This window comes from Salinicola sp. MH3R3-1, from assembly GCF_001937155.1.
GTDB classification, from domain to species: Bacteria; Pseudomonadota; Gammaproteobacteria; order Pseudomonadales; family Halomonadaceae; genus Salinicola; species Salinicola halophyticus.
Map to the genome: position 1 here is coordinate 173,745 of NZ_MSDP01000018.1, position 26,654 is coordinate 200,398.

Consider the following 26,654-nt stretch of genomic DNA (forward strand, 5'->3'; position numbering starts at 1 on the left):
GCTCCCTAGGGGTCGTGTTCCAATCGTCGCCATCCACTCGGCGATGATTCGTCGGTTCGTGAAAGCCTAGCCGACTCAAGGCGATAGACCACCGACCGTTCAGTCGGTCAGCATATAACGGTGGCCCCCGCCACACCCTATTAGACCTTCGTCTCAGCTTGATGCCGGGTAACCCGGAGGCAGGCTCATGGATATCGAAGAGCACCGGTGGCGACTGTACGCCTGACGACGCGCGCTGCTATTCGACCACTTCGCGATAGGCGAACGTCAAGGTCGTCCGACAGTGACGACACAGGTAACGGGAGCCCTTCATGGCCTGGGAGTGACGGCGACCGGTAAACCGATGCAGCACTTCGCAGCGGCAGCGGTAGAGATACGGTGAGGGGCTGGCGCGGGCGATGTCGAAGCGGTGAGTGACGGTCGGTTTCAACCCATAGAGCTGCCGCATTACCGTCTGCCATTCGCGCCCGTGGGGCCGGGCTCGAGCCCCCTCCTCGAGGTGAAAGACCAGCCAATGGGCCATTTCATGGGGCACGATCTCGTCCATGAAGGCCTGACGATTTTCGCGTAACAGGGTCCAGTTGAAGCGAAGCCCGCCGCGCTGGTAGTGCGCCTGCCCCGCACTACGACCGCGCAGGTCGAACCAGATCGCGGGGCGAGGCAAATCCGGATGCACGTCCCGCGCGAGCTGCCAGGCCGCCTCGGCTCGCTGCCTGAGCTGGCCTTCGAGGGCCGCCTCGTCGAGCGCGTCCAGCGTCCGGGCATCGCTCTCGCCGAGCGTGGGGGATAAAGGGGAAGAACGCAGATTGGTCATGGGATGATAGAATGCCGACACCATCATCGGGCGTCCAGCCCACTGGCGTCTGCCATCGATTCCCACTGGCCATCCGGAGAGCCCTATGTCTGAACTCGAGCCTGAACTCTCGTCCGAACGCCCCGATGACGCGATCGAGAGTCAGCCACCGTTGGCCGACGAAGCACTGGCGCGTCTCGATGATTACTTCGCCTCGGAGCGCCTCGGTGAAGATGCCCCTGACCTGATCGGTACCCACGGCTTTCTGGTTGCCCTGGCGGTTTCCCCGCGGGAGATCGCTCAGCCCCGTTGGATCGCCGACCTGTTCGAAGACGAGCCGCCGTTCGAGAGTGACGCCGAACGCGACGAAATTCTGGGTCTGCTGGAAAGCCTCAAGGATAACGCCGGCAGCATTCTGGAACGCGGAAACTGGGTCGAGCTGCCTTTCGACACCGAGCTCGACGAGAGCGGCGATATGGCCGCGGCCATCGAGGATTGGTGCGCCGGCTTCATGCAGGGCGTGTTCCTCGACGAAGCGGCCTGGTTCTCCCAGGACGAAACCCATGTCGCCGCCCTGCTGCTCCCCTTCATGGCATTGTCGGGGCTGTTCGACGACGAGCCGGAGATCGAGGAAATGGTCGCCGAGGATAGCCAGTTTGCCGCGCTGGCAGGCCAGCTCCCGGAACTGACTCTGGATCTCTACCTGCATTTTCGGGTCCCGGCCGAACCCCCGGCGAACCCGGGCAAAGGTAAAACCAAGGGAACCGGTAAAAGCAGCGGCAAGCCCAAGTCCAAGAACGCCATGGCGGGTCGGCAGCGCGGTTCGCGCTGAAACGGCAGCCGTCCCGGACGAATTGCCGACAAATCACATCGCGTGACTCGTCACATCGGGCTACTTGTCATTCCGGGCCACTTGTCATTCCGGGCCACTTGTCACACCGGGCACTTGTCATTCCGGGGCACTTGTCATTCCGGGCTATTTGAGACGTGTCACCCAGGCATTGAGCGTGCCGAACAGCCACTCGCGCGCGCGTCGCCACCACGCGCGCTGCGCCCAGCTGGCGGCATCGATACGCTGGCTGGCGGCGAAGTTACGCTCGAACAGCTGGGCGACCTCGGCAGCGAAGCCGGCGTCATCGATCTCCTGATTGGCTTCCAGGTTCCACTGCAGACTCCAGTGATCGAAGTTGCACGAACCCAGCGAGACCCAGTCGTCGACGACACTGAACTTGGCATGGATGAACGTGGGCTGAAACTCGTAGATCTTGACGCCGGCCTTGAGCAACCGGTTGTAGAACCGCTGCCCGGCGTAGCGGATGCCGGGATGGTCATGATGACCGCCCGCCAGCAGCAGGCGGACATCGATGCCGCGGCGCGCGGCGCGCGCCAGCGCCCGACGCAGACTCAATGTCGGCACGAAATAGGGCGTGCATAGCCAGAGCCGGCGATCGGCCGTGTTGATACGGCCCTGCAGCGACACCCGAATTGCCTGATAGCGATGTCCCCGCCCCCAGATGGCCCTGCCGCGCCTGCCGCCGGCGACCGTTTCGGGCGGCGAATGTCGATCGGGTAACTCTGTCGACAGGCGCGTTCTCGTCTGTCCACCCCGCGTCAGGGGGGAGTTCCAGACCTGGGCGAACAGTCGCCTCCAGTCTTCGACCACCGGGCCCTGAACGCGTACCGCCACTTCGTACCAGGCGTCGACGAATTCGTCGACAATACCGAAACCGCCGGTAAAGGCCATCGTACCGTCGACGAGCACGAGCTTGCGGTGATCACGCATCAGATTGCCGCCGAGCCGCGTCACCGATAACGGATTGAAGAACCGCAACTCGACGCCACCCTCTCGCAGCCGCTGGCGATCGCCGCGCGATAGCCCCATGCTGCCCACGCCGTCGAGCATCAGCTTGACCTCGACCCCGCGAGAGGCCGCCGCTGTCAGCACCCCGATGAAGCGATCGGCCAGCTCGCCTGACTCCATCAGATAGAGTTCGATCCACAGATGCCGCTGGGCACCATCGATGGCTTCGCGCATCGCCGGCCAGAACCGCTTGCCCTCCGGCAGCAGCTCGAACCGGTTGCCATCTTTCCATGTTGCTTGCATGAACCGCCGTCTCCTTGATCGCTCCCGATTGACGCACGTTTACGGTCCCAAGGAAAGCCTGTCAGATCGGGCGCCGAGGACGCCATTGCGGGGGCCATCGCTGTCGGACGTTGATATGGCTATACTCAGGCGTTTGCGGGAGACGCCTAGATGCTGGCACTGATGGAGCTCCCACGATCGTGATGGGAATTCAACGCCGATGATCGAACCTCAACGACTGTGGCATCGCCTCGTCAGCCGCGTACTCGATCGCTGGCTGGCGTTTCGTCTGATCGAGCCGGAGCCCTTCGAGCTCGACGCCACGCTGCCGACGTTCTACGTCATCGCTCACCCGTCGTTGACCGACGAAATTGCCGTCGAGCGCCTGAGTCGCGATCTCGATCTCCCCGACGCTGACGGGCGGCACTCGATCGGGCAGCTCGATCTGCCCGCCTGCTTTGCCCTGCCGCGCTTGCGCCGCCATCGCGGCGAGATTCGAGGTCAGCACTCGACTCATCTGGAGCAACTGATGGAGGCGCTCGAGCGCAACGACACGCTCGACGCGCAGCTGGTGCCGGTCAGCGTGTTCTGGAGCCGCGCGCCGGGCAAGGACTTCGGCTTCTGGAAGATGCTGGCGGCGGACGACTGGGCCTGGAGCGGAAGACTACGCCGGCTGCTGTCGGTGGCTGTCAACGGTCGCCATCTGGAAGCGCACTTCGGCGCGCCGGTTCGGCTGAGACCGCTGATCGATGACCCTGCCGTTACGCTGAATCAGCGCAAGGTTGCCCGGGTGCTGCGCGTTCATTTTCGACGCATTCGCGCCCGGGTGCTGGGGCCGGACATCTCCCACCATCGCACGCTGATGCGCGGCGTGGTCGACAGCCGGCCGGTGCGTGAGGCCGTGCTCGAAGCGGTCGAGGCCAATCGCAGCACGCCGGCGCGCGAACGTCAGCGTGCGGAACGCTACGCCCGGGAAATCGCCTCCAACATGTCGTATCCGGCGCTGCGCTTCTTCTATGAACTGCTCAAGCGGCTGTGGAATCGTCTCTACGATGGCGTCGACGTCCACGGCCTCGACGCGGTCAAGGCGATCGCCGGCGAGCGTACGCTGATCTACGTCCCCTGCCATCGCAGCCATATCGACTATCTGCTGCTCTCCTACGTGCTCTATCGGGAAGGGTTGATGCCGCCGCATATCGCCGCCGGCCGCAATCTCGACATGCCGGTGATCGGCGCAATGATGCGTCGCGGCGGCGCCTTCTTCCTGCGTCGCAGTTTCAAGGACAACCGACTCTACGCCACCGTCTTCAACGAGTACCTGCACCGCCTGATTGCCCGCGGTCATCCGGTGGAATATTTCATCGAGGGTGGCCGCTCGCGAACCGGAAGGATGCTGTCGCCCCGCCCCGGCATGCTGGCGATGACGCTGCGATCGTTCGCGCGGGACGCGATTCGTGACGTCGCCTTCGTGCCCATCTACGTCGGCTACGAACGAGTACTCGAGAGCAACAGCTACCTGCGGGAACTGCGCGGTGGCAAGAAGAAGAAAGAATCACCTCTCGACCTGCTGCGCATTCTGAAGCACCTGCGCGAGCCCCATGGCCGCGTCACGGTCAGCGTGGGAGAGCCCCTGTCGCTGGCGCAATTTCTTAATGAAACGGTACCCGAGTGGCAAGACGAACCCGTGTCGGCGCGACCGGAGTGGCTCAATCGAGCCGTACCCAGGCTCGGGCAAACCCTGGCCCGTCGGATCAACGACGCCGCTAGCCTCAATGCGGTCTCGCTGGTGGCGATAACGCTGCTGGCGACGCCCCACCACACCATCGAATCCGATCTGCTGGTCAACCATGTCGGCCTGCTGGTCAGACTGCAGCGCAACCTGCCCGGCAGCCAACGCTGCCAGCTGCCGAGCGGAGAGCCGGTCGACTGGATCGATCACGCGGTGACTCTCGGCTTCGTCAACCGCCAGCCCCAGGCACTGGGCGAATTGATCAGCGCAAGCCCGGAGCAGGCAACGCTGCTGACCTGGTATCGCAACAACATACTGCATCTATTCATGCATCTGGGGCTGGTGGCGTTCGCCTTTCGCAACAATGCCGCCTTTTCTCTCGACGATCTCGATACGCTGCTGTCGCCGGCCTGGCCGTTGCTGGCCCACGAACTCTACTTCGCCCCGCCCGACGATCCGCGTCAACGCCTGGTAGACACTCTGGCCGTGCTGACCGAGGAAGGCCTGCTGCAGGCAACTGACAACGGCTGGCGTCGGCAGCCAGGGCATCTGGAAGCGAGCGAACATCTGAGACTGCTGGGGCAGCCGGTACAGCCCACGCTGGAGCGCGCCTACCTGCTGCTGGCCTCGTTACTGCGCTACCCCAGTGGAGAACTGACTCGGGAAGGCCTGGAAGAGCACAGCCGTCAGCTTGCCGAACGTTTGACGCTGCTGTCCGGACTCAACGCGCCGGAATTCTTCGACAAACGGCTATTCAGTGGACTGCTGGATACGCTGGAGCAGCAGTCGTGGTTACGCGTCGAGGATGAACACCTCGTCTATGATGAACCCCTGATCCGCCTGCAGAGGCGCAGCCGTGCCCTGTTCGACCCCGAACTGCGGCATCGCCTAGTCCGGTTGACGCGCCAGTAGTCAATTTTTAGCAGGCGCTACACCGAACGCCACGGGTATCAGCCGGGACGCCTGGCAGCCTCGCGTCGTCGCTTGAACTCATAGATCATCGCCAGCCCGACCGTGAACAGAATCATCAGCAACGCCAGCGCATTGACCGCTGGCGTCAAGCCGGTGCGGACCTTGGAGGCAATATAGATCGTCAGCGTGGTGTCATAGCCGGCCACGAACAGGGTGGTGTTGTAATTCTCCAGCGACTGCAGGAACGCCAGCACCGCGGCCGACAGAATCGCGGGCTTGAGATAAGGCAGCAATACTCGCCGAAAAACCTGCCATTGACTGGCGCCAAGATCGAGCGCCGCCTGCTCCAGCGTGCGATCGAAGCGCTGTAGCCGTGCCGCGACCATCAGCATGACGTAGGCGGCGATAAAGGCGCTCTGCGCGATGACGGTCAGCGCGATCCCCCCATTCAGGCCCCAGCCGCGCCAGAAGATCAGCGTGGAGATACCGATGATCACTCCCGGGGTCAGCAACGGCGACAGGATCAGAGCATAGATGAAGGATTTACCCCGGCCGTCGACCGTGGTCAGGAAAAGCGCGCTGGCAATGCCGATCGGCAGTGCCAGGCACAGCACGCCGACCGCCACCATCAGGCTGTTGACCAGCGAGCTCCACATGCCGCTATCGGCCCACAGCGCCGAAAACCACTGCAGTGTCGTGCCGGTCCAGGGCGTGATGGTGGGGAAGCGGCTCTCGTTGAAGGTGGCAGCCGCCATGATCACCAACGGCAGGAACAGATAGACGAAGAACACCAGCAGGTAGGCCTTGAGCGCCCAGGAGAAGAATCGCGAAGAACTCATGAAGCGCTGTTCCTGTTTGGTATGGTCTATTTAGCGATGTCGCCGAGACCGACCTTGAAAACTCGCATGATGACAGTGACAAAGACGATGCACAGGACCAGCAGCAGGAAGGCATAGGCCGCCCCCTGATTCCAGTCCCCGCCCTCGAAGAACCAGTTGTAGATGATCTGCGTGAACCAGCGGCTGCCCGGCGAGCCGAGTAGCGCCGGCACGGCGTAACTGCCCGCCGCCAGCATGAAGGTCATGATGCAGCCCGTCGCAATACCCGGCTTGGCGTGGGGAATGACGATACGCCGATGGGTACGGCCCCAGCCCGCACCGAGATCCCGCGCGGCCCGGATCTGATTGGTATCCAGGCTCTCGATGGCGTTGTAGAGCGGAAACACCATGAACAGGATATAGGCGTAGACCATGCCGACCAGCACGCCGGTGTCGCCGTTGAGAAAGCGAATGGGTCGATCGATCCAACCCAGGGCGAGCAGCAGTTCATTCAGTGGCCCCTTGAACGCGAAGATGATGTACCAGGCGAAGGTGCGCAGAATCTCGTTGATCCAGAACGGGATGATCAGCAGCAGCAGACACAGCGCCGCCTGACCCGGCGTGGCGACCTTGGCCAGGTAGTAGGCCAGCGGATAGCTGACAATCAGCGTCAGCCCGGTGACCAGCACGCTCGACCAGATCGTCTTGAGGAAGATCGCGAGATGAATGTCGTTATGGAAAAAGGTGGCGTAGTTGGTCAGCGACCAGACATCCTTCACGCCCCCGCGCTCGGACGGCAGCAGCGAGGGATGAAACGAATAATCGATCATCTGCCACTGCGGCAGCAGCACCATGGCGATCAGCCAGATCCCCAGCAGTGAAACGATGGCCACGGCCAGCGGCACGCCGAAGCGTCTACGCAGTTGCTGCCACATCGACCGTCTCCTCATTCGTCGGCTCGTGCACCGCACCCGCCAGGACGACCGCCTCCCGTGGCGAATAGTCCAGACGGCAGGCACTGCCAACGACAAGCGGCACCTCGACATCCGCACCGGGCGTCAGATGGGGCACCTGCGCCCGAATGGTCGGCCCCCGGTCCAGAGCGATCTCCAGCGTCAACCACGCACCTTCGAAATGCTCGCTCCGGATCACGCCGCCCAGCGGCTGGTGCCGATCGGCGGCCGGCCCAACGCGCCACTGCTCCGGGCGAATGTAGAGCGTCGCCGGATCGCCGGGCTCGAGCGGCATCGTGGAGCGCCCGTATAACGGTGCCGATAGCCCGGCATCCAGCGTCACCAGCTCGCCCTCCACCGCCATGACCCGGCCCGGAAAGCGATTGTTCTCGCCCACGAAACTGGCCACGAAATCGGTCTGCGGCTGGCGATACAGCGTCATCGGATCGGCAACCTGCTGGATTCGTCCTTCCGACATCACGGCGACCCGGTCGGACATGGTCAGCGCTTCGCCCTGGTCGTGCGTGATATAGATGAAGGTAATGCCGGTCTTGCGCTGTATCGCCTTGAGTTCGATCCGCATGTGCTGGCGCAGCTTGAGATCCAGCGCCGACAGCGGCTCGTCCAGCAGCAGCACTCGCGGCTCTACCGCCAGCGCGCGCGCAATGGCGATGCGCTGCTTCTGGCCGCCGGATAGCTCGGCCACCGGTTTGTCGCCACTGCCGGTCAACGCCACCAGTTCGAGCAGCTCATCGGCTCTCTGACGACGTTTTTGCCGATCGATACCCCGCACCTCGAGCCCGAACTCGATGTTCTGGTAAACGCTCATCAACGGGAAAAGCGCCAGATTCTGGAAGATCATTGCGGTGGGCCGACGATTGACCGGCACCCGAGTCATGTCGCTCCCGCCGATGGCAACGCTACCCTCGCTGGGCGTCAGAAAACCGCTGATCATGTTCAGCAGCGTGGTCTTGCCGCAACCGGAAGGACCCAGAAAGCTGAAGAACTCGCCGGACTCGATATCCAGCGAGGTCGGCTGAATCGCCGTGAAGTCGCCAAATCGCATGGCGACCTGGCTCAGGGATACGCGACCGTCCATGACGCCCTCTTCGAATGTTGTCGATAGCGGGTATCGACTGACCCTCGGAAAAACCCCGCGTCATCGAACACGGGGTATCGCTCGGCGAGAGCCACGATCATGCCGACAGGTAACGATCCTGATACTCGTTGCGCAGTGCGACGTACCAGGGATCCTGCACCGGCCACCACCACAGGTTGTCCAGATCCTGCTGGGTGTAGGAATCCTTGAAGAACTGCCGGCTCGCTTCCGGCAGCAGGTCTTCGGCGCCGACCGCCGTAGAGTTGTAGCCGGTGGACTTGACGAACATCGCCCCGGCCTCCGGGGTGTAGTACCAGTTGATCAGCTCGTAAACCGCATCGACGTTGTGCGCGTTCTGCGGGATCACGAAACCTTCCATCCACGCCAGGGCACCTTCCTTGGGGGCACCGAAAGCGATCGGTTCGTCCTCGCTCTGCAGCCGGAAAGCGGTGCTGTCCCAGGTCTGGCCGATCAGCGCGCCGTTGGTGCGGAAGGCGCCCTGAGCCTCGTTTTCGGTCGACCAGAACTGGATGACCATGTCCTTGTGCTTGAGCGCCTCGGCCAGAATGACATCGAAGTTGGCGCGCATGGCCTCCTCCGTCTTGAACGATTCCAGCAAGGGTCGCGGCAGCTTGCCCTGGGACTCCAGCCACAATCCGATGCCGACCAACGCAGAGTGGGCACGTACCGTGACGCCGGCGCCGATATCGGGATTCCACAAATCGGCGTAGCTCAGCTGGGAACGATCGATGTCGGTATAGCGGGTGTTGTAGGCGATCGCCTCGGTGCCCCAGTCGGAGGGCGCGAAATAACGTTTGTCATCGATGACGCCGCCGGTTTCCGAGCCTTTCATCGCGGTTTCCAGGCAGCCATCCCAGTGAATACGCGACGTATCCAGCGGCTGAATCAGTTGATAATCGAGGTAGCCGGGTACGCGATCCACGGTAGGCATGATGACATCGAAGCCTGAACCATCGGTGGCCCGCAGCGAATTCATCAGTTCGTCGTTGGTGCCATAAGGGGTGAAGGTCGCCTTGATCCCGGTCTTGGCGGTAAAGTCCGCCAGCATTTCATCGCTGAAATAACCCGCCCAGGCGTAGATACGCAGCGGCTGATCCTGAGCCCAGGCACGATTAATATAAAACGGTACCGAAGCGGCGGCACCGATGGCCGCAGCGCCCTGCAAGAAACGACGACGGGAAAAGGTCATCGAAGGTCTCCTGTTGTTTGTCGATTCCCCGTCTGGATTGACATATCCCGATCGGCGGAAAGTGTTGTTGTACGACAGACCTGTTACGACAGCGTGACGTTATCCATTGATGATCGGCGCCGGTGATCTATTTCACCAAACCCGGATTATTGAACGCCCGCTCAACAGAAGATTACCAGCCCGTGACGCTAATGACACCTAGACCAAGGCGAGCCCGGGGCCGGATGTCGGGATTGGAAAGTCGCACGGGATTAGATTGAAAGGAATGAGATGAGATGAGATGAGATGAGAACAGCCTAGCAAGGCGGCGAGGAAAGCACGCCTTCTTGGCGAAGGTAAATTCCAGGCATTAAAAAGCCGGCCCCAAAAGGGCCGGCTTCGCTCGAGTGAGCGGCAAGCCGCTCACATCGGTATCAGCTTAGAAGCTGTAGACAGCACCTACCGCGACGCCATCACCGGTATCATGGGTACGACCGTACATCGCACCTTCAACGAACGTGTACATCGCCGGCGAGATGTTGTAAGTCGCGCCGAGGATGAACTCATTGAAGGAGTCATCGCCAGCGTAGTCACCGTCAGAGTTGATCGCACCACGGTTGGTGGCCGCTGCAACTTCTGTATCGGCATCGACGTACTGGTAGGAACCGTAGATGTCGCCAGCGAAGCTATCGGACAGGGCGTAACCGTAACGTGCTGCGACAGCGTAACGCATGATGTCGCCGCTATCGCCGTTGTAGTCCATGTCGGTGTCTTCGACTTTCGCAGCCAGACGCAGCGTGTCGATGGTGTACTGAGCGGTCAAGCCGTAGGCCTTGGCCTCGGAGTTCTCGCCAGTAGCATCGTTCTCCAGCTTGTAGTTGTTCAGGTCGTCGTAAACAGCTGCGACAGAGAACGCGCCCACGGCATACTTCAGGCCACCGAAGAATGACGCATTGGAGCCGTTGTTGTTGGTGTAACCATCAACATTGAAGTCATCCTCTGCATCGCCCTTGTACTGGGTGCCGATGGCGAACTGCAGGCCGGCCCAAACTGGTGACATGTACTGGAACTTGTCGCCTTCACGGTCAACATTATCTGCAGTGTTGTAACCGTAGAGGCCGCCCAGATCACGAGTCGAGTCGGTGTTGTCGAAGTATTCGTTGTTGGAAATCGGATCCTGGACCCAGTCGTCGATCAGCGGATCCCAAGAACCCAGACGGGCGTCACCGAAGTTGCCTTTCAGGCCCAGGTAAGACTGGTCGCCGTTACCAAGACCGTTGCCGATTTTTTCTTCATCGGCATTGTGCTCGAACTCAGCCTTGAAGTAACCAGTCAGACCCGGGTTGATGATGTGCTGGCCAGAGAAGCCGATGGTCGAGCCGTTGTCGAACACTTCGTCTTTAGCTGAAGAACCAGTGATTCGGCCGTCGGGGCCACCATAGTTACCAGTCTCGATCGACTTATAGGCGATCTGGATGTTGCCGTAGATGTCGAGCTGCGTGCCGTCCTGGTTGTAGACAGTCGCTGCCTGGGCAGCGGCGGAGGCGCCCAGGGCACCAGCAATAGCAGTCGCTAAGAGCGTCTTTTTCATCGCGATAGGTTCCTTAACTAGCTTACTGTTCGATCGTGTCTGCAGATGCAGTCGGCTTCGGCACCTTCAACCAGCATCGTCATGCGAACGAATGACGGCTGCGGAACTCGAAAGCCTTGTTATTGTCCAATGCTCGCAAGGCAAACCTTATACTGGGCTTTGGTGGAACGCAACAAGAAAAAACACTGTTTTCGTTGCCTGCGCGAACCGTCCATTTCCTCCTCTACGCCTTCGCCAGCCGTCACTCTAAGCGCTTTTCAAACGCCGCAATCCCGCGCAAACAGCCGTCTCGTGGGCGATGCGCCTGAAATGCTCCACCTGGAAGACGTGAGAGAACGCACAAGAGCGAACGTCCGTCGGCCATCCCGTTTCTTCCACCCAAGACCAAAGTTCAACGCGCCTACCTATCTTCTGGCCCCGTAACTACCGACATCACCACGGCCCTCACTCCGGAGAATTCTGACCGTGCTTGGCGAGCAGCGCCCCGATCTTGCGATCCAATTTCTCCGAGCGCTGCTGGGTCTCACGTATCTTCTGTTTCTTCTGCAGCGCTTCCAACTGTCGCTTGGCGTGCTTGGCTTCTTCGTCAGTGACGACCTCGCAGTCCTCTCCCGCCAGATCGACCCGCCGCGCCCCTTCTCGAACCGATTTCATATAGCGCGGCAAATGCACATAACAGGCCAATGCCCGCCGAACCAGCTTTTCCGGCCAGGGCTCGAGATCGCAAAGGTCGAGGTGAATGCCGGTCTTTAGCGGCCGCGTATGCCCCTTGAAAAAGGCCTTGGGATAACGCTTGTACCACTGCGCGAGCAGCGTGTGCGGAGACGGTGCGTCGTGCTCGGCACCGAATGCAAGTGAACTCTGCGGAGGTTCATCGCCCGTCCCGTTCGCCGTGGTGTCGGCAGAAACCGATTCGGATCTCGTCTGCTCAGAAGCAGCGCTGTCCGAAACAGCATTAGCTGGACTGCCCCCTTCGTCATGAATTGCCGGGGATTGGTCCCCATCGTCGCTATGCGTTGGAGGCGAGACTTTCGCCAAGTCCTTTTCGGGCTGGGACGATACGGCAAGCGCGAAGGCCTTATCGTGGGGCGAGGCGGAAGTCAGTCGCTGTAACGGGGAGACGGCATGTGCCTGGCGACTCGGCTGCGCATGGGGGGCACCATCCGGCTTCGGTCGAGGCCGCCTGAACGCCAGATTGCCCAGACCCCGAACGCGGGTGCCTCCATCAGGGTCCTCGTTATGGTCTTGCCCCTTGACCATCAGGGGATCCAGCTCCGCCAGTGCAAGCAGTCGCTCCTTGAGGGCTCGATTCTCCGCCTCCAATGCCTTGCATCGCTCTTTCTCGGCTTCCAAAGCGGCTTGACCCGCTTCGACCTGGTGCTCGATGGCAGCCAGGAGCGCCTGTGTTCGATCCGTCAACACGGCACAACTCCTCTCAAGTCCTCTCAATCAACACCGGGACATGCTGGCGCTTATCCTGGCGTCAGCCGCTCGATCCCGCTCAGAAGCACCATTCTTTCGTCGACTCAGCCAGACTCGTGCGATCGACGATACTCGACGAAAGCGTAGTTCGGCTGGTCCGGCTGCGACGCCATCGTGACGCGTTCCACTTCGTCCCACTGCGAGCGCTCGAACGCCGGAAAGTAAGCGTCGCCTTCGATCTCGACATCGACCTCGGTGAGATGAAGCCTCTCGGCCCCAGCCAACGCCTGCCGATAAATCTCTCCCCCGCCCATTACCATGATCTCATCGGCGGCGTCGATCAACGCCTGATGATCGGCGAGTTGCAGCGCCTCGTCCAACGAGTGGCAGACCCGAATACCCTCATGATGGCGCTTGTGAAAATAATGCACATCGCGTGTGATCACGATATTGAGCCGTCCCGGTAGCGGCCGGCCGATCGATTCGAACGTCTTGCGCCCCATCACCAGCGGCTTGCCCAGCGTGATGGCTTTGAAACGCTTGAGATCTTCCGGCAGATACCACGGCAGGCGATTGCCCACGCCGATCACGCGATTACGTGACATTGCGGCAATCATGGCGACCGGCGTTTCCAGCGGCGAAGAAGGCGTCATGTTGGTCATACGGCGATCGGCGCCTTAATGGCGGAATGGGACTCATACCCTTCGATGGCGATGTCGTCGAAGCGGAAATCGAACAGATCATCGATCGCCGGATTCAGCTTCAGCGTCGGCAACGGCAACGGTTCGCGCGACAGCTGCAACCGCGCCTGCTCGAGATGATTGAGATAGAGATGCGCGTCGCCGAAAGTGTGGACGAATTCGCCGGGCTCGAGACCGCAGACCTGCGCGATCATATGGGTCAACAGCGCATAGCTTGCGATGTTGAACGGCACACCGAGAAAGATATCGGCGCTGCGCTGATAGAGCTGGCAGGACAGGCGGCCGTTGGCGACGTAGAACTGGAACAGCGCATGGCACGGGGGCAGCGCCATCTCGTCGACCAACGCGGGATTCCAGGCCGAAACGATATGTCGGCGAGAGTCCGGATTACGCCGGATCTGCTCGACGACTTTGGCGATCTGGTCGATATGCTCGCCCTCGGGGGTCGGCCAGCTACGCCACTGATAGCCGTAGACCGGCCCCAGATCGCCGTTGGCGTCTGCCCACTCGTCCCAGATCGAGACGTTGTGCTCGTGCAGATAGGCGATATTGGTGTCGCCCCGCAGAAACCACAGCAGTTCATGAATGATCGAGCGCAGATGCAGTTTCTTGGTGGTGACCAGAGGGAACCCTTCGCGCAGATCGAAGCGCATCTGATGGCCGAACACGCTGAGCGTACCGACGCCGGTGCGATCGGCTTTTTCAACGCCGCTGTCGAGCACGCGTTGCATCAAGTCGAGATAGGGCCGCATGGGCACGTTCCTTTCAATTATGTCGCTCGTCCAGAAAAACGAGCCAGTCAAAGTCTATTCTACCCCGCGCGGCGGAAACACCCGCCGCGCCGGACATCCGCCGTGAGCGGAAGGGATATTAGTGCGCGGCCTGTGAGGCGCGAGCGTCGTCGACGCCATTGTGCCGCGACCAGACGATCAGTGCGATACCGGCAAGGATCATTGGCAGCGACAGCAACTGACCCATGGTCAGCCAGTCGAAGGCGATGAAGCCCAGCTGCGGGTCCGGGCGACGGAAAAATTCCGAGAGGAAACGAAAAGCGCCGTAGCAGACCAGAAAGAGACCCGAGATGAAGCCACGCTGGCGCGGCTTCAGTGATGCCGTCCACAGCACCCCGAACAGCACGACGCCTTCCAGAAAGAACTGGTAGAGCGAGGACGGATGGCGCCCCTGCCCGCCCATTCCCGGAAAGACCAATGCCCAGGGCACATCCGTGACCCGCCCCGGCAACTCGTGATTGATAAAATTGCCGATGCGCCCGGCACCCAGCCCGATCGGGACCAGCGGCGCGATGAAATCCGTCAGTTGGAAAAACGCCAGACGATGCTTGCGCGCGAACAGTAGCGCCGCCAGCAGTACGCCCAGCAGACCACCATGGAAGCTCATGCCGCCATCCCAGACCTGGAAGATCCACAGCGGATTGTCCAGAAAGCGATCGAAACCGTAGAACAGCGCATAACCGATTCGCCCGCCGAGCACGACACCCAGCGCGCCGTAGAACAGCATATCGCCGATATCATCGGGCTTGAGTCCCAGGCGATCGGCACGTCGTCGTCCCAACCACCAGGCTCCCACGAAGCCGACGACATACATCAATCCGTACCAGTGCACCTTGAGCGGGCCCAACGACACGGCCACCGGATCGATCTCGGGGTAAGCCAGCATGCTTTCTCCTTGGGTACGAAAGAATTAGGGGAAACGCTGAATAAATCGGCGAGCAGGATGACGTGGTCGGCACTCCGTCGCAAGGCGCACGGAGCGCAGGAACCGGAGCATATGGGTTATATGTGAGGATTCCGGCCGGGCTGGCGCTCCAGCACCGCGCAACGAAGCCGATTCGCCTGCGCGGACATTTATGCAGTATTTCTTTAGCCAATGATCAGCTTGATTCCCACCACCATCAGCAGGAGGGCAAAGATACGTCGCAGCGTCCTGGCAGGCAATGCATGAGCCAATTTGACGCCTACCCGGGCCATCGGCACGCTGGTCACCATCAGACCGAGGAAGGCTGGCCACATCACGTAACCGGTGGCCCCGGCGGGTAATGTTATCTCACCCCAGCCCACGATGACGTTGGTCACGGTGCCGATCAGCGCGATCGGCAGGCCAATCGCCGACGACGTACCTACCGCTTCCGTCATGCGACTGGTGAAACGCGAAAGCCAGGGCACCGACATCACGCCACCGCCGACACCGAACAGCGTCGAGACACCGCCGATTACCGCGCCGGCTGCCGTCATTGGCCAGCGCCGCGGCACTTGCCCCTGAGTCGCGGGCGGCCGCGTCAACAGCATTTTCAGCGCCATCACCACCGCAAACACACCAAAAAGCCGAGTCAGCGCATGACCAGGCAGCGCCGATGCGAGCAGCACGCCGAGGATCCCGCCCACCAGCAGCCCCGGGATCATCAGCCGCAGCCAGTCTCGCCGTACGCTACCGCGCCGCCAATGCCCCCAAGCCGACGAAGCGCCGGTGACCACGATCGTCGCCAGCGACGTACCCACCGCCAGATGCGCGACAACGGCGGGATCGAAACCCTGTGCGACGAAGGTGAAGACCAGAGCGGGAACGATGACGATCCCCCCGCCGATACCGAACACCCCGGCCATCAAACCGGCGGCGGCGCCAACCACCAGATAGATCACGACCGCCGTCAGCATCGAACGCCCTCCATCCTCGCGTGGAAGCAATCGAGCGAGCGAATCGAGACAGTTACCGTCGACACTGCAACGGCCGGGGGGCGGGGAGCGGGCATGAAGCGGTCCTGTAGAGAGCAAGACATGAGGGGCGAGCCAGAGCTTAGGGTGCGAGTCGACGCGAGTCGCTAGCGTGCTCATGTTACGCTGCCACCGGGGTCGTGTCATGACGGCGACCGTTTCGCCTGACATCTCCCCTGCCCCTCGCCAGCTTCTTCCACTGGAGATCGTCACATGTGCCTGATCGTATTCGACTGGCAGCCGGACGCCGAGGTGTCCCTGCGCCTCGCCGCCAACCGCGACGAGTTCCACCAACGACCGACGCGGGCACTGCACCGCTGGTCAGACGCCGACCTGATCGGCGGGCGTGACCTGCTGGCAGGCGGAACCTGGCTCGCGGCGACAGCGTCACGCGTGGCGGCACTGACTAACGTTCGAGAAAACCAGGCCAACGTTCGAGAGAGTCTGACCCAGACGCCGCCAGGCGCGCCCAGCCGCGGCGAGCTGGTGCGCCAGGCGCTGACGGCCGACGATCCGGCCCGCTGGCTGGAAAACCTGGTCGCGCAAGGCGCCCGGCAATACGCCGGCTTCAACCTGCTGGTGATGACGGGCGGCCGGCTCTGGGCGCTGCATCACAGCCGCCGTGAGACAGTCTGCCGACGGCTGGATCCCGGCCTCCACGGGCTCTCCAACGCCAGCCTGGATACGCCCTGGCCCAAGCTCCTCCGGGCCCGCAATGCGATGCAGCAGGCATTGAGCACGCAGGATTGGCGAGCCGAGATGTGGAGATCGCTGCGCGATACCCGGCCCGCGCCGGACAGCGAACTGCCCGACACCGGTATCGGTCGCGATCGAGAGCGGTTTCTTTCGCCCCTGTTCATCGAGGGAGAGGAGTACGGTACCCGCGCGACCACGCTGGTCACCGTCTCGGCCGGGAGCACCGCGCTGGAAGAACAGCAATTCGGCCCCGGCGGCGTACCCACCGGCAATATCGTCCGGCTGAGGGCGAACGCCGCGGATCAATCCTGAGGCGGCAGCAGGTGCCCGATCTGCCAGTCGTTCAGCCGCTGGCGCAGGTGGGCTCTAACGGCAGCCGTGGTGGGTAGCGAGAGCGTTTCCGACACCAGCGAACGCGCATCCCCGATGCTGACTCGCCGAATCGCCGCTCGCACCCGCGGCAGGCTGGGCGCGTTCATCGACAGCGCATCGAAGCCCATGCCCATCAACAGCAGCGCGCCGGAAGGGTCGCCGGCCAGCTCGCCGCAGACAGAGGCCGGCACGCCCAGTTGCCGACTCTCTTCGGCGAGGCGCGCCAGGGCGTTGAGTACCGCCGGGTGGCAGGCATCGTAGAGGCCGGATACCCGCGCGTTGTTGCGATCGACCGCCAGCAGATACTGGGTCAGATCGTTGCTGCCTACCGAGAAGAAGTCGACGCGATCCGCCAGCGCCGCGAGCTGGTAGAGCGTCGCTGGCACTTCGATCATCACCCCGACCTTGGGCGAGGCGACTTCGATACCGATCTCGGCGAGTTCCTGGCGGGCTCGCGCCAGCAGACGAAGCGCCGTATCCACTTCGTCGACACTGGTGATCATCGGCAACAGGATACGCAGATTGTCCAGTTCGCGAGACGCCATCAGCATGGCACGCATCTGAACCATCAGTACTTCGGGGTGATCGAGAGTAACCCGGATTCCGCGCCAGCCGAGAAACGGATTGGCTTCGTTGATCGGGAAATAGGGTAGATCCTTGTCACCGCCGATATCGAGCGTGCGCATGACGACTGGCAAGGGCGCGAAACTGGCGAGCTGCTCGTGGTAGAGCCGGGTCTGCTCCTGCTCGCTGGGGAAGCGCTCGTTCATCATGAATGGGACTTCGGTGCGATACAGCCCCACACCGCTGACACGCGGCTTGAGCTGCGCCACGGCATCCACCGCCAACCCCGTATTGACCATCAGCGGCATGTTGTGACCGTCGGAGGTCTCGCTCGGCAAGTGCTGCTCGTGCTCCAGCACCTCTGCCAGCGCCAGCTCCTCCTTGATCAGTCTTTCATAGCGCTTGGCCAGCTGAGCATCGGGACGCACGAACAGGCGTCCGCGGTGACCGTCGAGAATCGCCTTGGCACCGTTGATCCGCGGCAGCGGCAGATCGACCATGCCCAGCACAGTCGGGATCCCCATCGCCCGCGCCAGAATGGCGACATGCGAATTGCTGGAGCCCCGGATCGACACCAGCGCGGCGAGCCGCCCCTTGGGCAGCTCACCCAAGGTTGCCGCGCTGATCTCGTCCCCCACCAGAATGGCGTTATCGGGATAGGTCGAGGGCGTCATCTCGTTGCCTTCCTGCAAGTGCGCCAGCACTCGACGTCCCAGATCGCGAATGTCGGTGGCACGCTCGCGAAGATAGCCGTCGTCGACCCGCTCCAGATACTGCGTGTGCCGGCGTACCACGTCGGCAAGCGCCCCCGGCGCCCACTGCCCTTCACGAATGCGTTTCTCGACCTCGTTACCCAACGCCGCGTCCCCCAGCATCTGCTGGTAGACATCGAAGAGCGCCAGCTCTTGGGTGGAAATCCGGCTGGCGAGACGCGCCCCCGCCTTGCGAATGTCTTCACGGACGTGCGCCAGCGCGGCATGCAGGCGTGTGACCTCGGCATCCGGATCGGTCGGAATGAGGTCGGGAACACTATCCAGATCCGCCGGGGGCGCGATCACCACGATCTCACCGATGGCCATTCCGGGCGAAGCCGCCACCCCGGAAAACATCGCCTGGCCGTCGGGCTGAGCGCGGCGGTTGAGCGTGCCGGAGACCAGTGCATGGGCCAGCACGCCGGCCAGCTGCGCCGCCATGGTGACCAGAAACGCCTCGTCGCCTTCGTCGAAGCGGCGCTTCTCCTGCTGCTGAACCACCAGCACCCCGAGCATGCGCCGCTGATGGATGATCGGCACGCCCAGGAAACTGGAGAACCGCTCCTCCCCGGTCTCGACGAAATAGCGGAACTGCGGATGAGAGGGAGCATCCTCGAGGTTCAGCGCTTCCTCGCGCTGCCCGACGAGCCCGACCAACCCCTCGCCGAGACGCAGGGTCACCACGCCCACCGCCTGAGTGCGCAGGCCGATGGTGTCCATCAGTACCAGCCGGTCGCGCTCGCGATCGAACAGGTAGATGGAGCAAACATCGGTGCGCATCGCTTTGCGGATGCGGCGAACCATGGTGGCCAGAGCGGCGTCCAGACTGCGAGCGCCGTTGACTTCCTGGACGATGCGGCGAAGGGTATCGAGCATGAGCCTTTTCTTGTGGGCGAGGAGATCCTCGTGATGGCATCGAGTGGGTGGCCGGGCCGACCCGAAACCGGCCCATGGACCGGTTTCGGATCAGGCGGCAAAGCCCGCGTTTATTGGCGACCCTTCAGTTTGCGCTCCTTCAGTTTGCGCTCCTTCAACTGGTGACCCTTTCAGTTGGCGACCCTACAGCCCGGCCTTTTTTATTGAAGACCGACTCTTTGAAGACCGACTCTCCAGAACGGGTTCGAGACCGGGTGGCTCCTTCGGCGATTCACAACCGCGCCATTTCCTCCAGCGAAAGACGATGAAAATCGGGTGCCAACTCTCGCAGCGCGCGCCGATAGACCTCGCGCTTGAACGAGACGACCTGCCCCAGAGGATACCAGTAACTCACCCACCGCCAGCCATCGAATTCCGGCTTGGGCGTACTATCGACACAAACCCGACTGTCGTGGCAGCGAATTTTCAGTAAAAACCACTTCTGCTTCTGGCCGATACACAGCGGTTTAGAATGCATCCGGACCATGCGCCGGGGGAGACGGTAACGTAGCCATCCTCGCGTACAGGCCACCACATCGACATCCTGGGATGTCAGCCCAATTTCTTCCTCGAGTTCACGGAAGAGAGCCTGATGGGGTGTTTCGCAGGCATTGATGCCTCCCTGTGGAAATTGCCACGCTTCCTGACCCGCCCGACGCGCCCAAAGCAGCTGGCCGTCACAGTTGGCAATGATGATGCCAACGTTCGGCCGAAAGCCATCGGCGTCTATCACAGCGTTCACCTTAGCTCAATCGTCGTTGGGATCATTCTTCCACAAAGCGAGAAAGGGCATCAATACACCTTAAGCCCACCAGCCGTAAAACCTTGAAATAACATCGTTAGCGAGCAGCGACATGGGCAACGTGAGAGGAGTTTGCGATACTGGCGATACTCTTTCGCACGGCCCGGCCGCCGCTACCACCCCTGACACACGAAAACGGGAGTCCCTCTTGAGCCTGGCGATCTTCGATCTCGACAACACCCTGCTGAGCTGTGACAGCGATCATGCCTGGGGCGAATTCCTGATAGAACAGGGCGCCGTGGACGAGGACGCCTATCGGCGCGCCAACGATCAGTATCTTCGCGACTATCAGGCCGGTCAGCTGGACATCATGGCGTACCTGTCGATGGCGCTGAAACCGCTGAGCGAGCACAGCGAAGAACAGCTCGACGCCTGGCACCGACAGTTCATGGCCAGCAAGATCGAACCCCACATCCTGGCAAAAGGCGAAGCGCTGCTGGAATGGCATCGCCAACGTGGCGATTTCCTGTTGATCGTCACCGCCACCAACCGCTTCGTCACCGGCCCGATCGCCCGGCGCCTGGGGGTCGACGATCTCATCGCGATCGAGGCGGAACGTGAAGGCGGCCGCTATACCGGTCGGGTCGAGGGCATTCCCAGCTACCGTGAAGGCAAGGTCACCCGCGTTCGGGAGTGGCTCGAGTCCCGACCCACGCTGAACCTGGACGACGCCTGGTTCTACAGTGACTCGATCAATGACCGTTATCTGCTCGAAGAGGTCGCCACGCCGGTGGCAGTCGACCCCGATGACCAACTCAGAGCGCTGGCCCAGGAGCGGAGCTGGCAGGTGCTGTCCCTGCGCTAGACATCGGCATCATCCGCGCCGGGCGCTCCAGCGGCAGGCCAGAACGCATGAAGCCCCGGCAATGGCCGGGGCTTCATAACGATTCGACAGCAGGAAAAGAAAGCAGCAGAACGAAAGCGGGTCGATAACGGCGAGCAGAAAGATCCGCTCAGATGTTCCGCTCAGTCGGTCCGGACGGACTGGTCGTCCGCCGCCTGGCGTGCCGCCACGGTCGGCGCGTGTACCGCATGCAGACGACTGATCAGCTGATCCTCGAGAAGGAATCGTTCCGTCATCGTCGCACCCAGCTTCTCGAGCCAGCCGGGAAGACGATCGGTGTAGCGCTGGCAGCGTGATGGCGTGGCATATTCGGCATCGAAATCCAGCACCAGCTGCGTCGAGGCGTCGACTCGCGCCAGCAGCTTGTCGGCCACCGTCAGCGCCTCGCGATCCTCGAACGCCTTGGCTTCTTCGCGAAGCTGGGGATAGATCTCGAAGTGTCCGGCGCTGATGTAGTCCATCAGCGCTTCACTGAACGCGTCGATCCGAGGTTTGGACACCGCCGTGACATCGGCATCGCAGAACTCGCGAAGGTCGACCAGCGTCACCAGCATGTCGTAGCGCTGTTCCAGCCAGCGATCGATCAGCGCGTGGACGCCTCCCCAGCGCTCCTGCGCGGTCTTGCAATCTTCCAGCATGATCAGCCTCTCCCTGGTCCCGCGTGAAACTCGTCGCCGGCCGTCCGGCACAACGCCGACCCTGTTTCAGGACGCCTGCCCCATCGGTTCGCGAACCGTTTTGCCACTGTAGCGCACTCGGGACACGATCATCATCACCGGAATGATGGCCATGACGACGAAGCCCAGCAGCGTCCACTGCGGCAGCGTGACACCCCAGAACACGCCCTCCACGACCGCGCACTCGCCGGAACCGTGCAGTACGCGGGCCATCACGTCCCACAGCGGCAGCATGTCCATCATGTAGTCTAAGCCAGGCCCACAGCTAGGCACACTATCCGGAGGTAGGGTCTGCAACCACACATGTCGGCCAGCGACGACGATGCCGCCGAGTACCGCGATCAACGAGAGCACGGCGTAGACCAGACCGCCACCGCGCCCGGGATTGTGGATCGCGCCGATCAGGAAGACGATGCCCGCCGATATCACGGCGACGCGCTGAAAGATGCATAGCGGGCATGGCTCGAGGCCGATGCCGTATTGCAGGAAGAGCGCGACGGCCATCATGAAACAGCACATCAACAGGCCCAGCACACACCATCGGCGAGTGCTAGCCTGCGCCACCCAATGCTCGATTTTCATGTCCTACCCCAATCCATGCCGAATGGCTCGACGTTGACGGCTCACTCCGCAGCAGCCGGCCTCGAATACCGAACTCGACGCCGGGCTTGACGACTGCCGTCGAGCGCGATGAGTTTACTGACTTACGGGTTCACAGACTCACGCTGCGGAACGAGGTTCCCTCGCCCGTTGGAAATAGTCGGCGATGAACTGCGCGAACGAGAGGTGATCCTCGGCCTCGATGTCATGCTGCTGTTGATGCGACGTCTCGACCAGCTGCGCAAACAGCGAGGCGCGCGCCTCGTCCATCGGCGTCGAGCGCCACTCCTCGCCCTGCGACTTGGCCAGATCGGTCACCAGATCGGCCCATTCACCGCCATGCGCTTCCAGCGCCCGCAGCATCTGGGCAGATGGTGTCAGCTCGGGATCATCCAGACGCGGGGCGATCGCGGTGATGGCGGCGACATGGAGGTCATCGCCTTCGATCGCATCAAGCAGCTCGGCGACCTGGCGCAGCCCTTCGATGATCTCGTGCCCGCGGGTGCGCAGTGGCACACGACGTTCACCGATCTGGAGCTCGAGCTCCGGATCGCGCCCCCGCTCGACCACCAGCCGACGATTGTCGTCGAGGCGATCGCACTCTTCATCCGGAATCCACGGGCTCTCGGAGAGCAGGCACCACAGCAGGAAGGTATCCATGAAACGCATCTGCGGCTCATCGATGCCCAGCGGCAGAAACGGGTTCAGATCGAGACAGCGCACCTCGATATATTCGACGCCGCGCGCCTCGAGGGCCTGCGTCGGCGTCTCGCCGGAACGCGCCACACGCTTGGGCCGGATGTCGCTGTAGTATTCGTTCTCGATCTGCAGAATATTGGCACTCAGCTGACGCCAGTCGCCGTCGACCTCGACGCCGATGCGACGATAATCGGGCCACTCGGCGGAAATCGCATGGCGCAGGGTACCCACGTAGTTGGAGAGCGAGTTGAAGCATATCTTCAACTGCTCCTGCACCTTGTTCTGATAGCCCAGATCGGACATGCGCAGACTGGTCGCGTAGGGCGCGTAAAGCGTTTCCTTGCCCAGCGACTGGAGCTTGTCGCAGCGATTGTCGCCACCATCCTTGCCCAGAAAACTGCGATCCAGCGCCGGAGATGCTCCGAACAGATAAAGCAGCAACCAGCTGTTGCGGCGGAAATTGCGGATCAGGTCGAAGTAGCGTGTCGAGCGATAACCCTGCAGCGATTCGTCCTGGCGTCCCTCCAGCTCCTGCAGCAGCGGCCAGATGTCATCCGGCAGCGACACGTTGTAGTGAATCCCCGCAATCGACTGCATGATCCGGCCGTAACGCGCATCGAGTCCCTTGCGGTAGACGTGCTTCATGGTGCCGACGTTGGAGGTGCCGTAGTCGGCAAGGGGGATGCTGTCGTTGCCGTCGAGGCGCGCCGGCATGCTGGCCGGCCACAGCCATTCGTCCTTTCCGTCGAGCTGGCGATAGGTGAAACGAACCAGATCACCGAGAAACGACAGCGCATCGCCGGGTCGACAGTAGACCGGCGTGATGTACTCGAGCAACGCTTCGGAGTAATCGGTCGTGATATGCGGGTGGGTCAGCTTGGAGCCCAGGGCGTGCGGATGGGCGGTCTGCACGATGGCGCCCTTCGGGTCGACACGCAGCCCCTCCTTCTCGATGCCTCGCCGCAGACGGCCAAGCAATCCCTTCTGGGCCGGCGCCATCAGATGGCCGACATTCTTGGCGAGTTGATCAGACACGCTCAACACCTTATCTCATGGGGAGAGTTACGCTCTCCCGTTTTGTCCGTGCGTCGACGGCGCCAGCAGAAGTCATTTTCCGCCGGCCCCGCCTCGGGCCAACCTCCATTATGGAGTCGACGCCGACGCTTTCAAGGCTAACGATTTCGACGAGCCTCAACTCCCGCTCGTTTTCAGGTTCGCCGCTGCGCCTTGCGTAACGCCTCGGCCATCGCTCCCGAGGGCGGCGCGGCTTGACGGTCACCGCCCTGGCGCGAGGATTGATGCCCGCGATTCGCATTGCCGTGACGGGATTTTCCCCCGTCGGTGCGACGCTCGCCAGCGCCCTTTCTGTCATCAGCGCCCTTCTTCTCGCCGGGCGTGTCGCCGAGTCGCATCGTCAAGCCGATGCGCTGACGCGGCACATCGATCTCCATCACCTTGACCTTGACGATGTCGCCCGCCTTGACCACCTGGCGAGGGTCATCGACGAACTTGTCGGCCAGCGCGGAAATATGCACGAGTCCATCCTGATGCACGCCGATATCGACGAAGGCGCCGAAATGGGTCACGTTGGTGACTGCGCCCTCCAGCAGCATGCCGGGTTCCAGGTCGCCGATTTTCTCGACGCCCTCGCGAAACGTCGCCGCCTTGAACTCGGGCCGCGGGTCACGTCCGGGCTTGTCCAGCTCGGCCAGAATATCGATCACCGTCGGCAACCCGAACGCCTTGTTACCCTCTGGCGCGTCATCGACATAGTCCGACGGCTTGAGCGACTTGAGATAGCGGCTGTCCCCGATCAGCCCGCGCAGTTCGCGGCCGTTGCGCTCGGCGATGCGCGCCACCAGTGGATAGGCCTCCGGGTGCACGGCGCTGGCATCGAGCGGATTCGTCCCGTTCATGATGCGCAGGAAGCCGGCGCACTGCTCGAAGGTCTTGGGCCCCAGCCGGTCGACATCGAGCAGCTCCTTGCGAGTCCGAAAGGGTCCTTCGCGATCCCGCCGCGCGACGATATTGTCGGCCAGCATCGTGCTCAGGCCGGAGACCCGAGCCAGCAGCGCGCTGGAGGCCGTGTTGAGATCCACGCCCACGGCGTTGACGCAATCCTCGACCACGGCTTCGAGACTGCGGGACAGATTCACCTGGGAGACATCGTGCTGGTACTGACCCACGCCGATCGACTTGGGGTCGATCTTGACCAGTTCGGCCTGCGGGTCCTGCAGGCGCCGGGCGATCGATACCGCCCCGCGGATCGAGACGTCGAGATCGGGAAATTCCCTGGCTGCCAGCGCGGAAGCGGAGTAGACCGAGGCGCCGGCCTCGCTGACCATCACCTTGGCGAGCTGACGTGGCGCTACCCGCTTGACCAGCTCGGCGGCGAGCCTGTCGGTTTCACGGCTGGCCGTGCCGTTGCCGATCGCCACCAGCGTCACCTCGTGCCGCTCGACCAGCTTGACCAGCGTGGCCAGCGCCTCGTCCCAGCGCTTCTGCGGCGCGTGCGGGTAGATCGTCGCGTGCTCGAGAAAACGCCCGGTTGCATCGACCACGGCGACCTTGCAGCCGGTTCGCAGGCCGGGATCGAGCCCCAGTGTCGCTTGCGGCCCGGCCGGCGCCGCCAGCAACAGGTCCTTGAGATTGGCAGCAAAGACGTCGATCGCCTCCTGCTCGGCACGCTCACGGAGCCGCCCCATCAGCTCGGTCTCCAGATGGGTGTAGAGCTTCACCCGCCAGCTCCAGCGAACCACCTCTTTCAGCCAGCGAGAGGCCGGCTGTTCGGCGCCGAGACCGATGCCCACGTGGCGCGCGATCGCCACCTCGGCCGGATGAATCGGGGCGTCGTCTTCGCCGGCCATGGCCAGCGCCAGCGACAGCACGCCCTCCTTGCGTCCACGAAACATCGCCAGCGCCCGGTGAGACGGGGTCTTGGCCAGGCCCTCGTCATGCTCGAAGTAGTCGGAGAACTTGGCACCTTCCGCCTCCTTGCCCTTGACCACACGGGCGCGAAGCTGGCCGTCTTCCCACAGTCGTTCACGCAGACGGCCGACCAGCTCGGCTTCTTCGCTGAAGCGTTCCATCAGGATCTGCTTGGCACCGTCCAGCGCAGCCTTGGCATCCTCGACACCACGGCTTTCGCCGGTGGCACTGTCGATGAATGCAGCCGCCTCGTGTTCGGGGTCTAGACTCGGGTCGGCCAGCAGGTGATCCGCCAACGGCTCGAGCCCGGCTTCCCGGGCGATCTGCGCCTTGGTGCGACGCTTCTTGCGATAAGGCAGGTAGAGATCTTCCAGCCGCTGCTTGGTCGTTGCCTTGTCGAGATCGGCGCGCAGCGCAGGCGTCATCTGGCCCTGCTCTTCGATCGCTTGCACGATCGCCTCGCGGCGCTCTTCCATCTCGCGCAGATAGCCGAGGCGCTCTTCCAGCGTGCGCAACTGGGTATCGTCCAGGCCGCCGGTGACTTCCTTGCGGTAGCGGGCGACGAAGGGAACGGTGGCGCCGCCATCCAGCAGCTCGACAGCGGCAGCGATCTGATTGGCGCGGACACCGAGCTCGTCGGCGATCAGCGCAATGATTGCGGTTTGGGTGTTGGACATGAAAACCATCGCGATGGGTAGGATCGCGCCACGTTAGCACACAGCCGAGAGCGGCTCACACCTCGAAGACGGTGAAGTGTCGGAAAGCAAACGGGGATGGCCCATGGCC

At 62.4% G+C, this 26,654-nt stretch carries 22 protein-coding genes; 4 read left to right on the forward strand and 18 right to left on the reverse strand.

The features are described 5' to 3' along the window. Positions 1-238: 238 nt before the first annotated feature. Positions 239-841, reverse strand: coding sequence for a SprT-like domain-containing protein (locus BTW08_RS12030; protein ID WP_246837722.1), 603 nt, complete (start codon positions 839-841; stop codon positions 239-241). A gap of 58 nt (positions 842-899) precedes the next feature. Here BTW08_RS12030 and BTW08_RS12035 point away from each other — a divergent pair, with 58 nt between their 5' ends. Next, positions 900-1,625 carry a YecA family protein gene (locus tag BTW08_RS12035; protein ID WP_075562758.1) on the forward strand — a complete coding sequence of 242 codons (726 nt, stop codon included), beginning with the start codon at positions 900-902 and terminating at the stop codon, positions 1,623-1,625. A gap of 144 nt (positions 1,626-1,769) precedes the next feature. Here BTW08_RS12035 and BTW08_RS12040 read toward each other — a convergent pair whose 3' ends face one another. Then, the gene (locus BTW08_RS12040) at positions 1,770-2,897 is read right to left on the reverse strand and encodes a phosphatidylserine/phosphatidylglycerophosphate/cardiolipin synthase family protein (protein ID WP_075562759.1); all 1,128 of its coding nucleotides are present in this window, start codon (positions 2,895-2,897) and stop codon (positions 1,770-1,772) included. 199 nt (positions 2,898-3,096) lie between these two features. Here BTW08_RS12040 and plsB point away from each other — a divergent pair, with 199 nt between their 5' ends. Continuing rightward, positions 3,097-5,517, forward strand: coding sequence for a glycerol-3-phosphate 1-O-acyltransferase PlsB (gene plsB, locus BTW08_RS12045; protein WP_075562760.1), 2,421 nt, complete (start codon positions 3,097-3,099; stop codon positions 5,515-5,517). A gap of 38 nt (positions 5,518-5,555) precedes the next feature. Here plsB and BTW08_RS12050 read toward each other — a convergent pair whose 3' ends face one another. From BTW08_RS12050 to BTW08_RS12095, 10 genes are all read right to left on the reverse strand, one after another. Further along, the gene (locus BTW08_RS12050) at positions 5,556-6,356 is read right to left on the reverse strand and encodes an ABC transporter permease (protein WP_075562761.1); all 801 of its coding nucleotides are present in this window, start codon (positions 6,354-6,356) and stop codon (positions 5,556-5,558) included. Between the two features lie 26 nt (positions 6,357-6,382). After that, positions 6,383-7,270, reverse strand: a complete 888-nt coding sequence (locus BTW08_RS12055; RefSeq protein ID WP_075562762.1) for an ABC transporter permease — start codon at positions 7,268-7,270, stop codon at positions 6,383-6,385. Beyond that, the gene (locus tag BTW08_RS12060) at positions 7,251-8,387 is read right to left on the reverse strand and encodes an ABC transporter ATP-binding protein (RefSeq protein WP_075562763.1); all 1,137 of its coding nucleotides are present in this window, start codon (positions 8,385-8,387) and stop codon (positions 7,251-7,253) included. The genes BTW08_RS12055 and BTW08_RS12060 overlap by 20 nt, the downstream gene beginning before the upstream one ends. Before the next feature lie 97 nt (positions 8,388-8,484). Continuing rightward, positions 8,485-9,597, reverse strand: coding sequence for an extracellular solute-binding protein (locus BTW08_RS12065; RefSeq protein ID WP_075562764.1), 1,113 nt, complete (start codon positions 9,595-9,597; stop codon positions 8,485-8,487). Positions 9,598-10,015: 418 nt separating this feature from the next. Continuing rightward, the gene (locus BTW08_RS12070) at positions 10,016-11,167 is read right to left on the reverse strand and encodes a porin (RefSeq protein ID WP_075562765.1); all 1,152 of its coding nucleotides are present in this window, start codon (positions 11,165-11,167) and stop codon (positions 10,016-10,018) included. Between the two features lie 444 nt (positions 11,168-11,611). After that, positions 11,612-12,589 carry a ProQ/FINO family protein gene (locus BTW08_RS12075; protein ID WP_075562766.1) on the reverse strand — a complete coding sequence of 326 codons (978 nt, stop codon included), beginning with the start codon at positions 12,587-12,589 and terminating at the stop codon, positions 11,612-11,614. 104 nt (positions 12,590-12,693) lie between these two features. Next, positions 12,694-13,251 carry a dihydrofolate reductase gene (locus BTW08_RS12080; RefSeq protein WP_075562767.1) on the reverse strand — a complete coding sequence of 186 codons (558 nt, stop codon included), beginning with the start codon at positions 13,249-13,251 and terminating at the stop codon, positions 12,694-12,696. After that, on the reverse strand, positions 13,248-14,042 hold the full coding sequence (locus BTW08_RS12085; protein ID WP_075562768.1) for a thymidylate synthase: 795 nt from the start codon (positions 14,040-14,042) through the stop codon (positions 13,248-13,250). The genes BTW08_RS12080 and BTW08_RS12085 overlap by 4 nt, the downstream gene beginning before the upstream one ends. Before the next feature lie 118 nt (positions 14,043-14,160). Continuing rightward, the gene (gene lgt, locus BTW08_RS12090) at positions 14,161-14,967 is read right to left on the reverse strand and encodes a prolipoprotein diacylglyceryl transferase (RefSeq protein WP_075562769.1); all 807 of its coding nucleotides are present in this window, start codon (positions 14,965-14,967) and stop codon (positions 14,161-14,163) included. 203 nt (positions 14,968-15,170) lie between these two features. Then, positions 15,171-15,962, reverse strand: coding sequence for a sulfite exporter TauE/SafE family protein (locus BTW08_RS12095; protein WP_075562770.1), 792 nt, complete (start codon positions 15,960-15,962; stop codon positions 15,171-15,173). 270 nt (positions 15,963-16,232) lie between these two features. On the opposite strand from BTW08_RS12095, the gene BTW08_RS12100 reads away from it, so the two are divergent. Continuing rightward, positions 16,233-17,027 carry an NRDE family protein gene (locus tag BTW08_RS12100; RefSeq protein ID WP_075562771.1) on the forward strand — a complete coding sequence of 265 codons (795 nt, stop codon included), beginning with the start codon at positions 16,233-16,235 and terminating at the stop codon, positions 17,025-17,027. Here the strand turns inward: BTW08_RS12100 and ptsP are convergent. Both ptsP and BTW08_RS12110 read right to left on the reverse strand, forming a co-directional pair. Next, positions 17,018-19,279 (reverse strand): phosphoenolpyruvate--protein phosphotransferase, encoded by a 2,262-nt coding sequence (ptsP, locus tag BTW08_RS12105; RefSeq protein WP_075562772.1) that lies wholly within the window; start codon positions 19,277-19,279, stop codon positions 17,018-17,020. The two genes, BTW08_RS12100 and ptsP, sit on opposite strands and share 10 nt — an antisense overlap. A gap of 271 nt (positions 19,280-19,550) precedes the next feature. Beyond that, positions 19,551-20,051: an RNA pyrophosphohydrolase gene (locus tag BTW08_RS12110; RefSeq protein WP_075562878.1), complete on the reverse strand. Its 501-nt coding sequence runs from the start codon at positions 20,049-20,051 to the stop codon at positions 19,551-19,553. A 217-nt stretch (positions 20,052-20,268) separates the two neighbouring features. On the opposite strand from BTW08_RS12110, the gene BTW08_RS12115 reads away from it, so the two are divergent. Then, on the forward strand, positions 20,269-20,925 hold the full coding sequence (locus BTW08_RS12115) for an HAD family hydrolase (RefSeq protein WP_075562773.1): 657 nt from the start codon (positions 20,269-20,271) through the stop codon (positions 20,923-20,925). A gap of 161 nt (positions 20,926-21,086) precedes the next feature. Here BTW08_RS12115 and rsd read toward each other — a convergent pair whose 3' ends face one another. The 4 genes from rsd to BTW08_RS12135 all read right to left on the reverse strand — a co-directional run bounded on the left by rsd (position 21,087) and on the right by BTW08_RS12135 (position 26,545). Further along, positions 21,087-21,602 (reverse strand): sigma D regulator, encoded by a 516-nt coding sequence (rsd, locus tag BTW08_RS12120; RefSeq protein ID WP_075562774.1) that lies wholly within the window; start codon positions 21,600-21,602, stop codon positions 21,087-21,089. A gap of 66 nt (positions 21,603-21,668) precedes the next feature. Continuing rightward, positions 21,669-22,223 (reverse strand): disulfide bond formation protein B, encoded by a 555-nt coding sequence (locus BTW08_RS12125; RefSeq protein WP_075562775.1) that lies wholly within the window; start codon positions 22,221-22,223, stop codon positions 21,669-21,671. A 138-nt stretch (positions 22,224-22,361) separates the two neighbouring features. Continuing rightward, entirely contained in the window at positions 22,362-23,939 is a 1,578-nt protein-coding gene (gene gshA, locus BTW08_RS12130; protein WP_083627849.1) for a glutamate--cysteine ligase, read from the reverse strand. Positions 23,940-24,148: 209 nt separating this feature from the next. Beyond that, a complete protein-coding gene (locus BTW08_RS12135; protein ID WP_075562776.1) occupies positions 24,149-26,545 on the reverse strand; it encodes a Tex family protein in 2,397 nt (798 codons plus the stop codon). Between the last annotated feature and the right edge of the window lie 109 nt (positions 26,546-26,654).

Bases quoted from the DNA above. Each gene is read 5' to 3' on its own strand.
- BTW08_RS12030 (WP_246837722.1), bottom strand. From the start codon at position 841: ATGATGGTGTCGGCATTCTATCATCCCATGACCAATCTGCGTTCTTCC.
- BTW08_RS12035 (WP_075562758.1), top strand. From the start codon at position 900: ATGTCTGAACTCGAGCCTGAACTCTCGTCCGAACGCCCCGATGACGCG.
- BTW08_RS12040 (WP_075562759.1), bottom strand. From the start codon at position 2,897: ATGCAAGCAACATGGAAAGATGGCAACCGGTTCGAGCTGCTGCCGGAG.
- plsB (WP_075562760.1), top strand. From the start codon at position 3,097: ATGATCGAACCTCAACGACTGTGGCATCGCCTCGTCAGCCGCGTACTC.
- BTW08_RS12050 (WP_075562761.1), bottom strand. From the start codon at position 6,356: ATGAGTTCTTCGCGATTCTTCTCCTGGGCGCTCAAGGCCTACCTGCTG.
- BTW08_RS12055 (WP_075562762.1), bottom strand. From the start codon at position 7,270: ATGTGGCAGCAACTGCGTAGACGCTTCGGCGTGCCGCTGGCCGTGGCC.
- BTW08_RS12060 (WP_075562763.1), bottom strand. From the start codon at position 8,387: ATGGACGGTCGCGTATCCCTGAGCCAGGTCGCCATGCGATTTGGCGAC.
- BTW08_RS12065 (WP_075562764.1), bottom strand. From the start codon at position 9,597: ATGACCTTTTCCCGTCGTCGTTTCTTGCAGGGCGCTGCGGCCATCGGT.
- BTW08_RS12070 (WP_075562765.1), bottom strand. From the start codon at position 11,167: ATGAAAAAGACGCTCTTAGCGACTGCTATTGCTGGTGCCCTGGGCGCC.
- BTW08_RS12080 (WP_075562767.1), bottom strand. From the start codon at position 13,251: ATGACCAACATGACGCCTTCTTCGCCGCTGGAAACGCCGGTCGCCATG.
- BTW08_RS12085 (WP_075562768.1), bottom strand. From the start codon at position 14,042: ATGCGGCCCTATCTCGACTTGATGCAACGCGTGCTCGACAGCGGCGTT.
- lgt (WP_075562769.1), bottom strand. From the start codon at position 14,967: ATGCTGGCTTACCCCGAGATCGATCCGGTGGCCGTGTCGTTGGGCCCG.
- BTW08_RS12095 (WP_075562770.1), bottom strand. From the start codon at position 15,962: ATGCTGACGGCGGTCGTGATCTATCTGGTGGTTGGCGCCGCCGCCGGT.
- BTW08_RS12100 (WP_075562771.1), top strand. From the start codon at position 16,233: ATGTGCCTGATCGTATTCGACTGGCAGCCGGACGCCGAGGTGTCCCTG.
- ptsP (WP_075562772.1), bottom strand. From the start codon at position 19,279: ATGCTCGATACCCTTCGCCGCATCGTCCAGGAAGTCAACGGCGCTCGC.
- rsd (WP_075562774.1), bottom strand. From the start codon at position 21,602: ATGCTGGAAGATTGCAAGACCGCGCAGGAGCGCTGGGGAGGCGTCCAC.
- BTW08_RS12125 (WP_075562775.1), bottom strand. From the start codon at position 22,223: ATGAAAATCGAGCATTGGGTGGCGCAGGCTAGCACTCGCCGATGGTGT.
- gshA (WP_083627849.1), bottom strand. From the start codon at position 23,939: ATGGCGCCGGCCCAGAAGGGATTGCTTGGCCGTCTGCGGCGAGGCATC.
- BTW08_RS12135 (WP_075562776.1), bottom strand. From the start codon at position 26,545: ATGTCCAACACCCAAACCGCAATCATTGCGCTGATCGCCGACGAGCTC.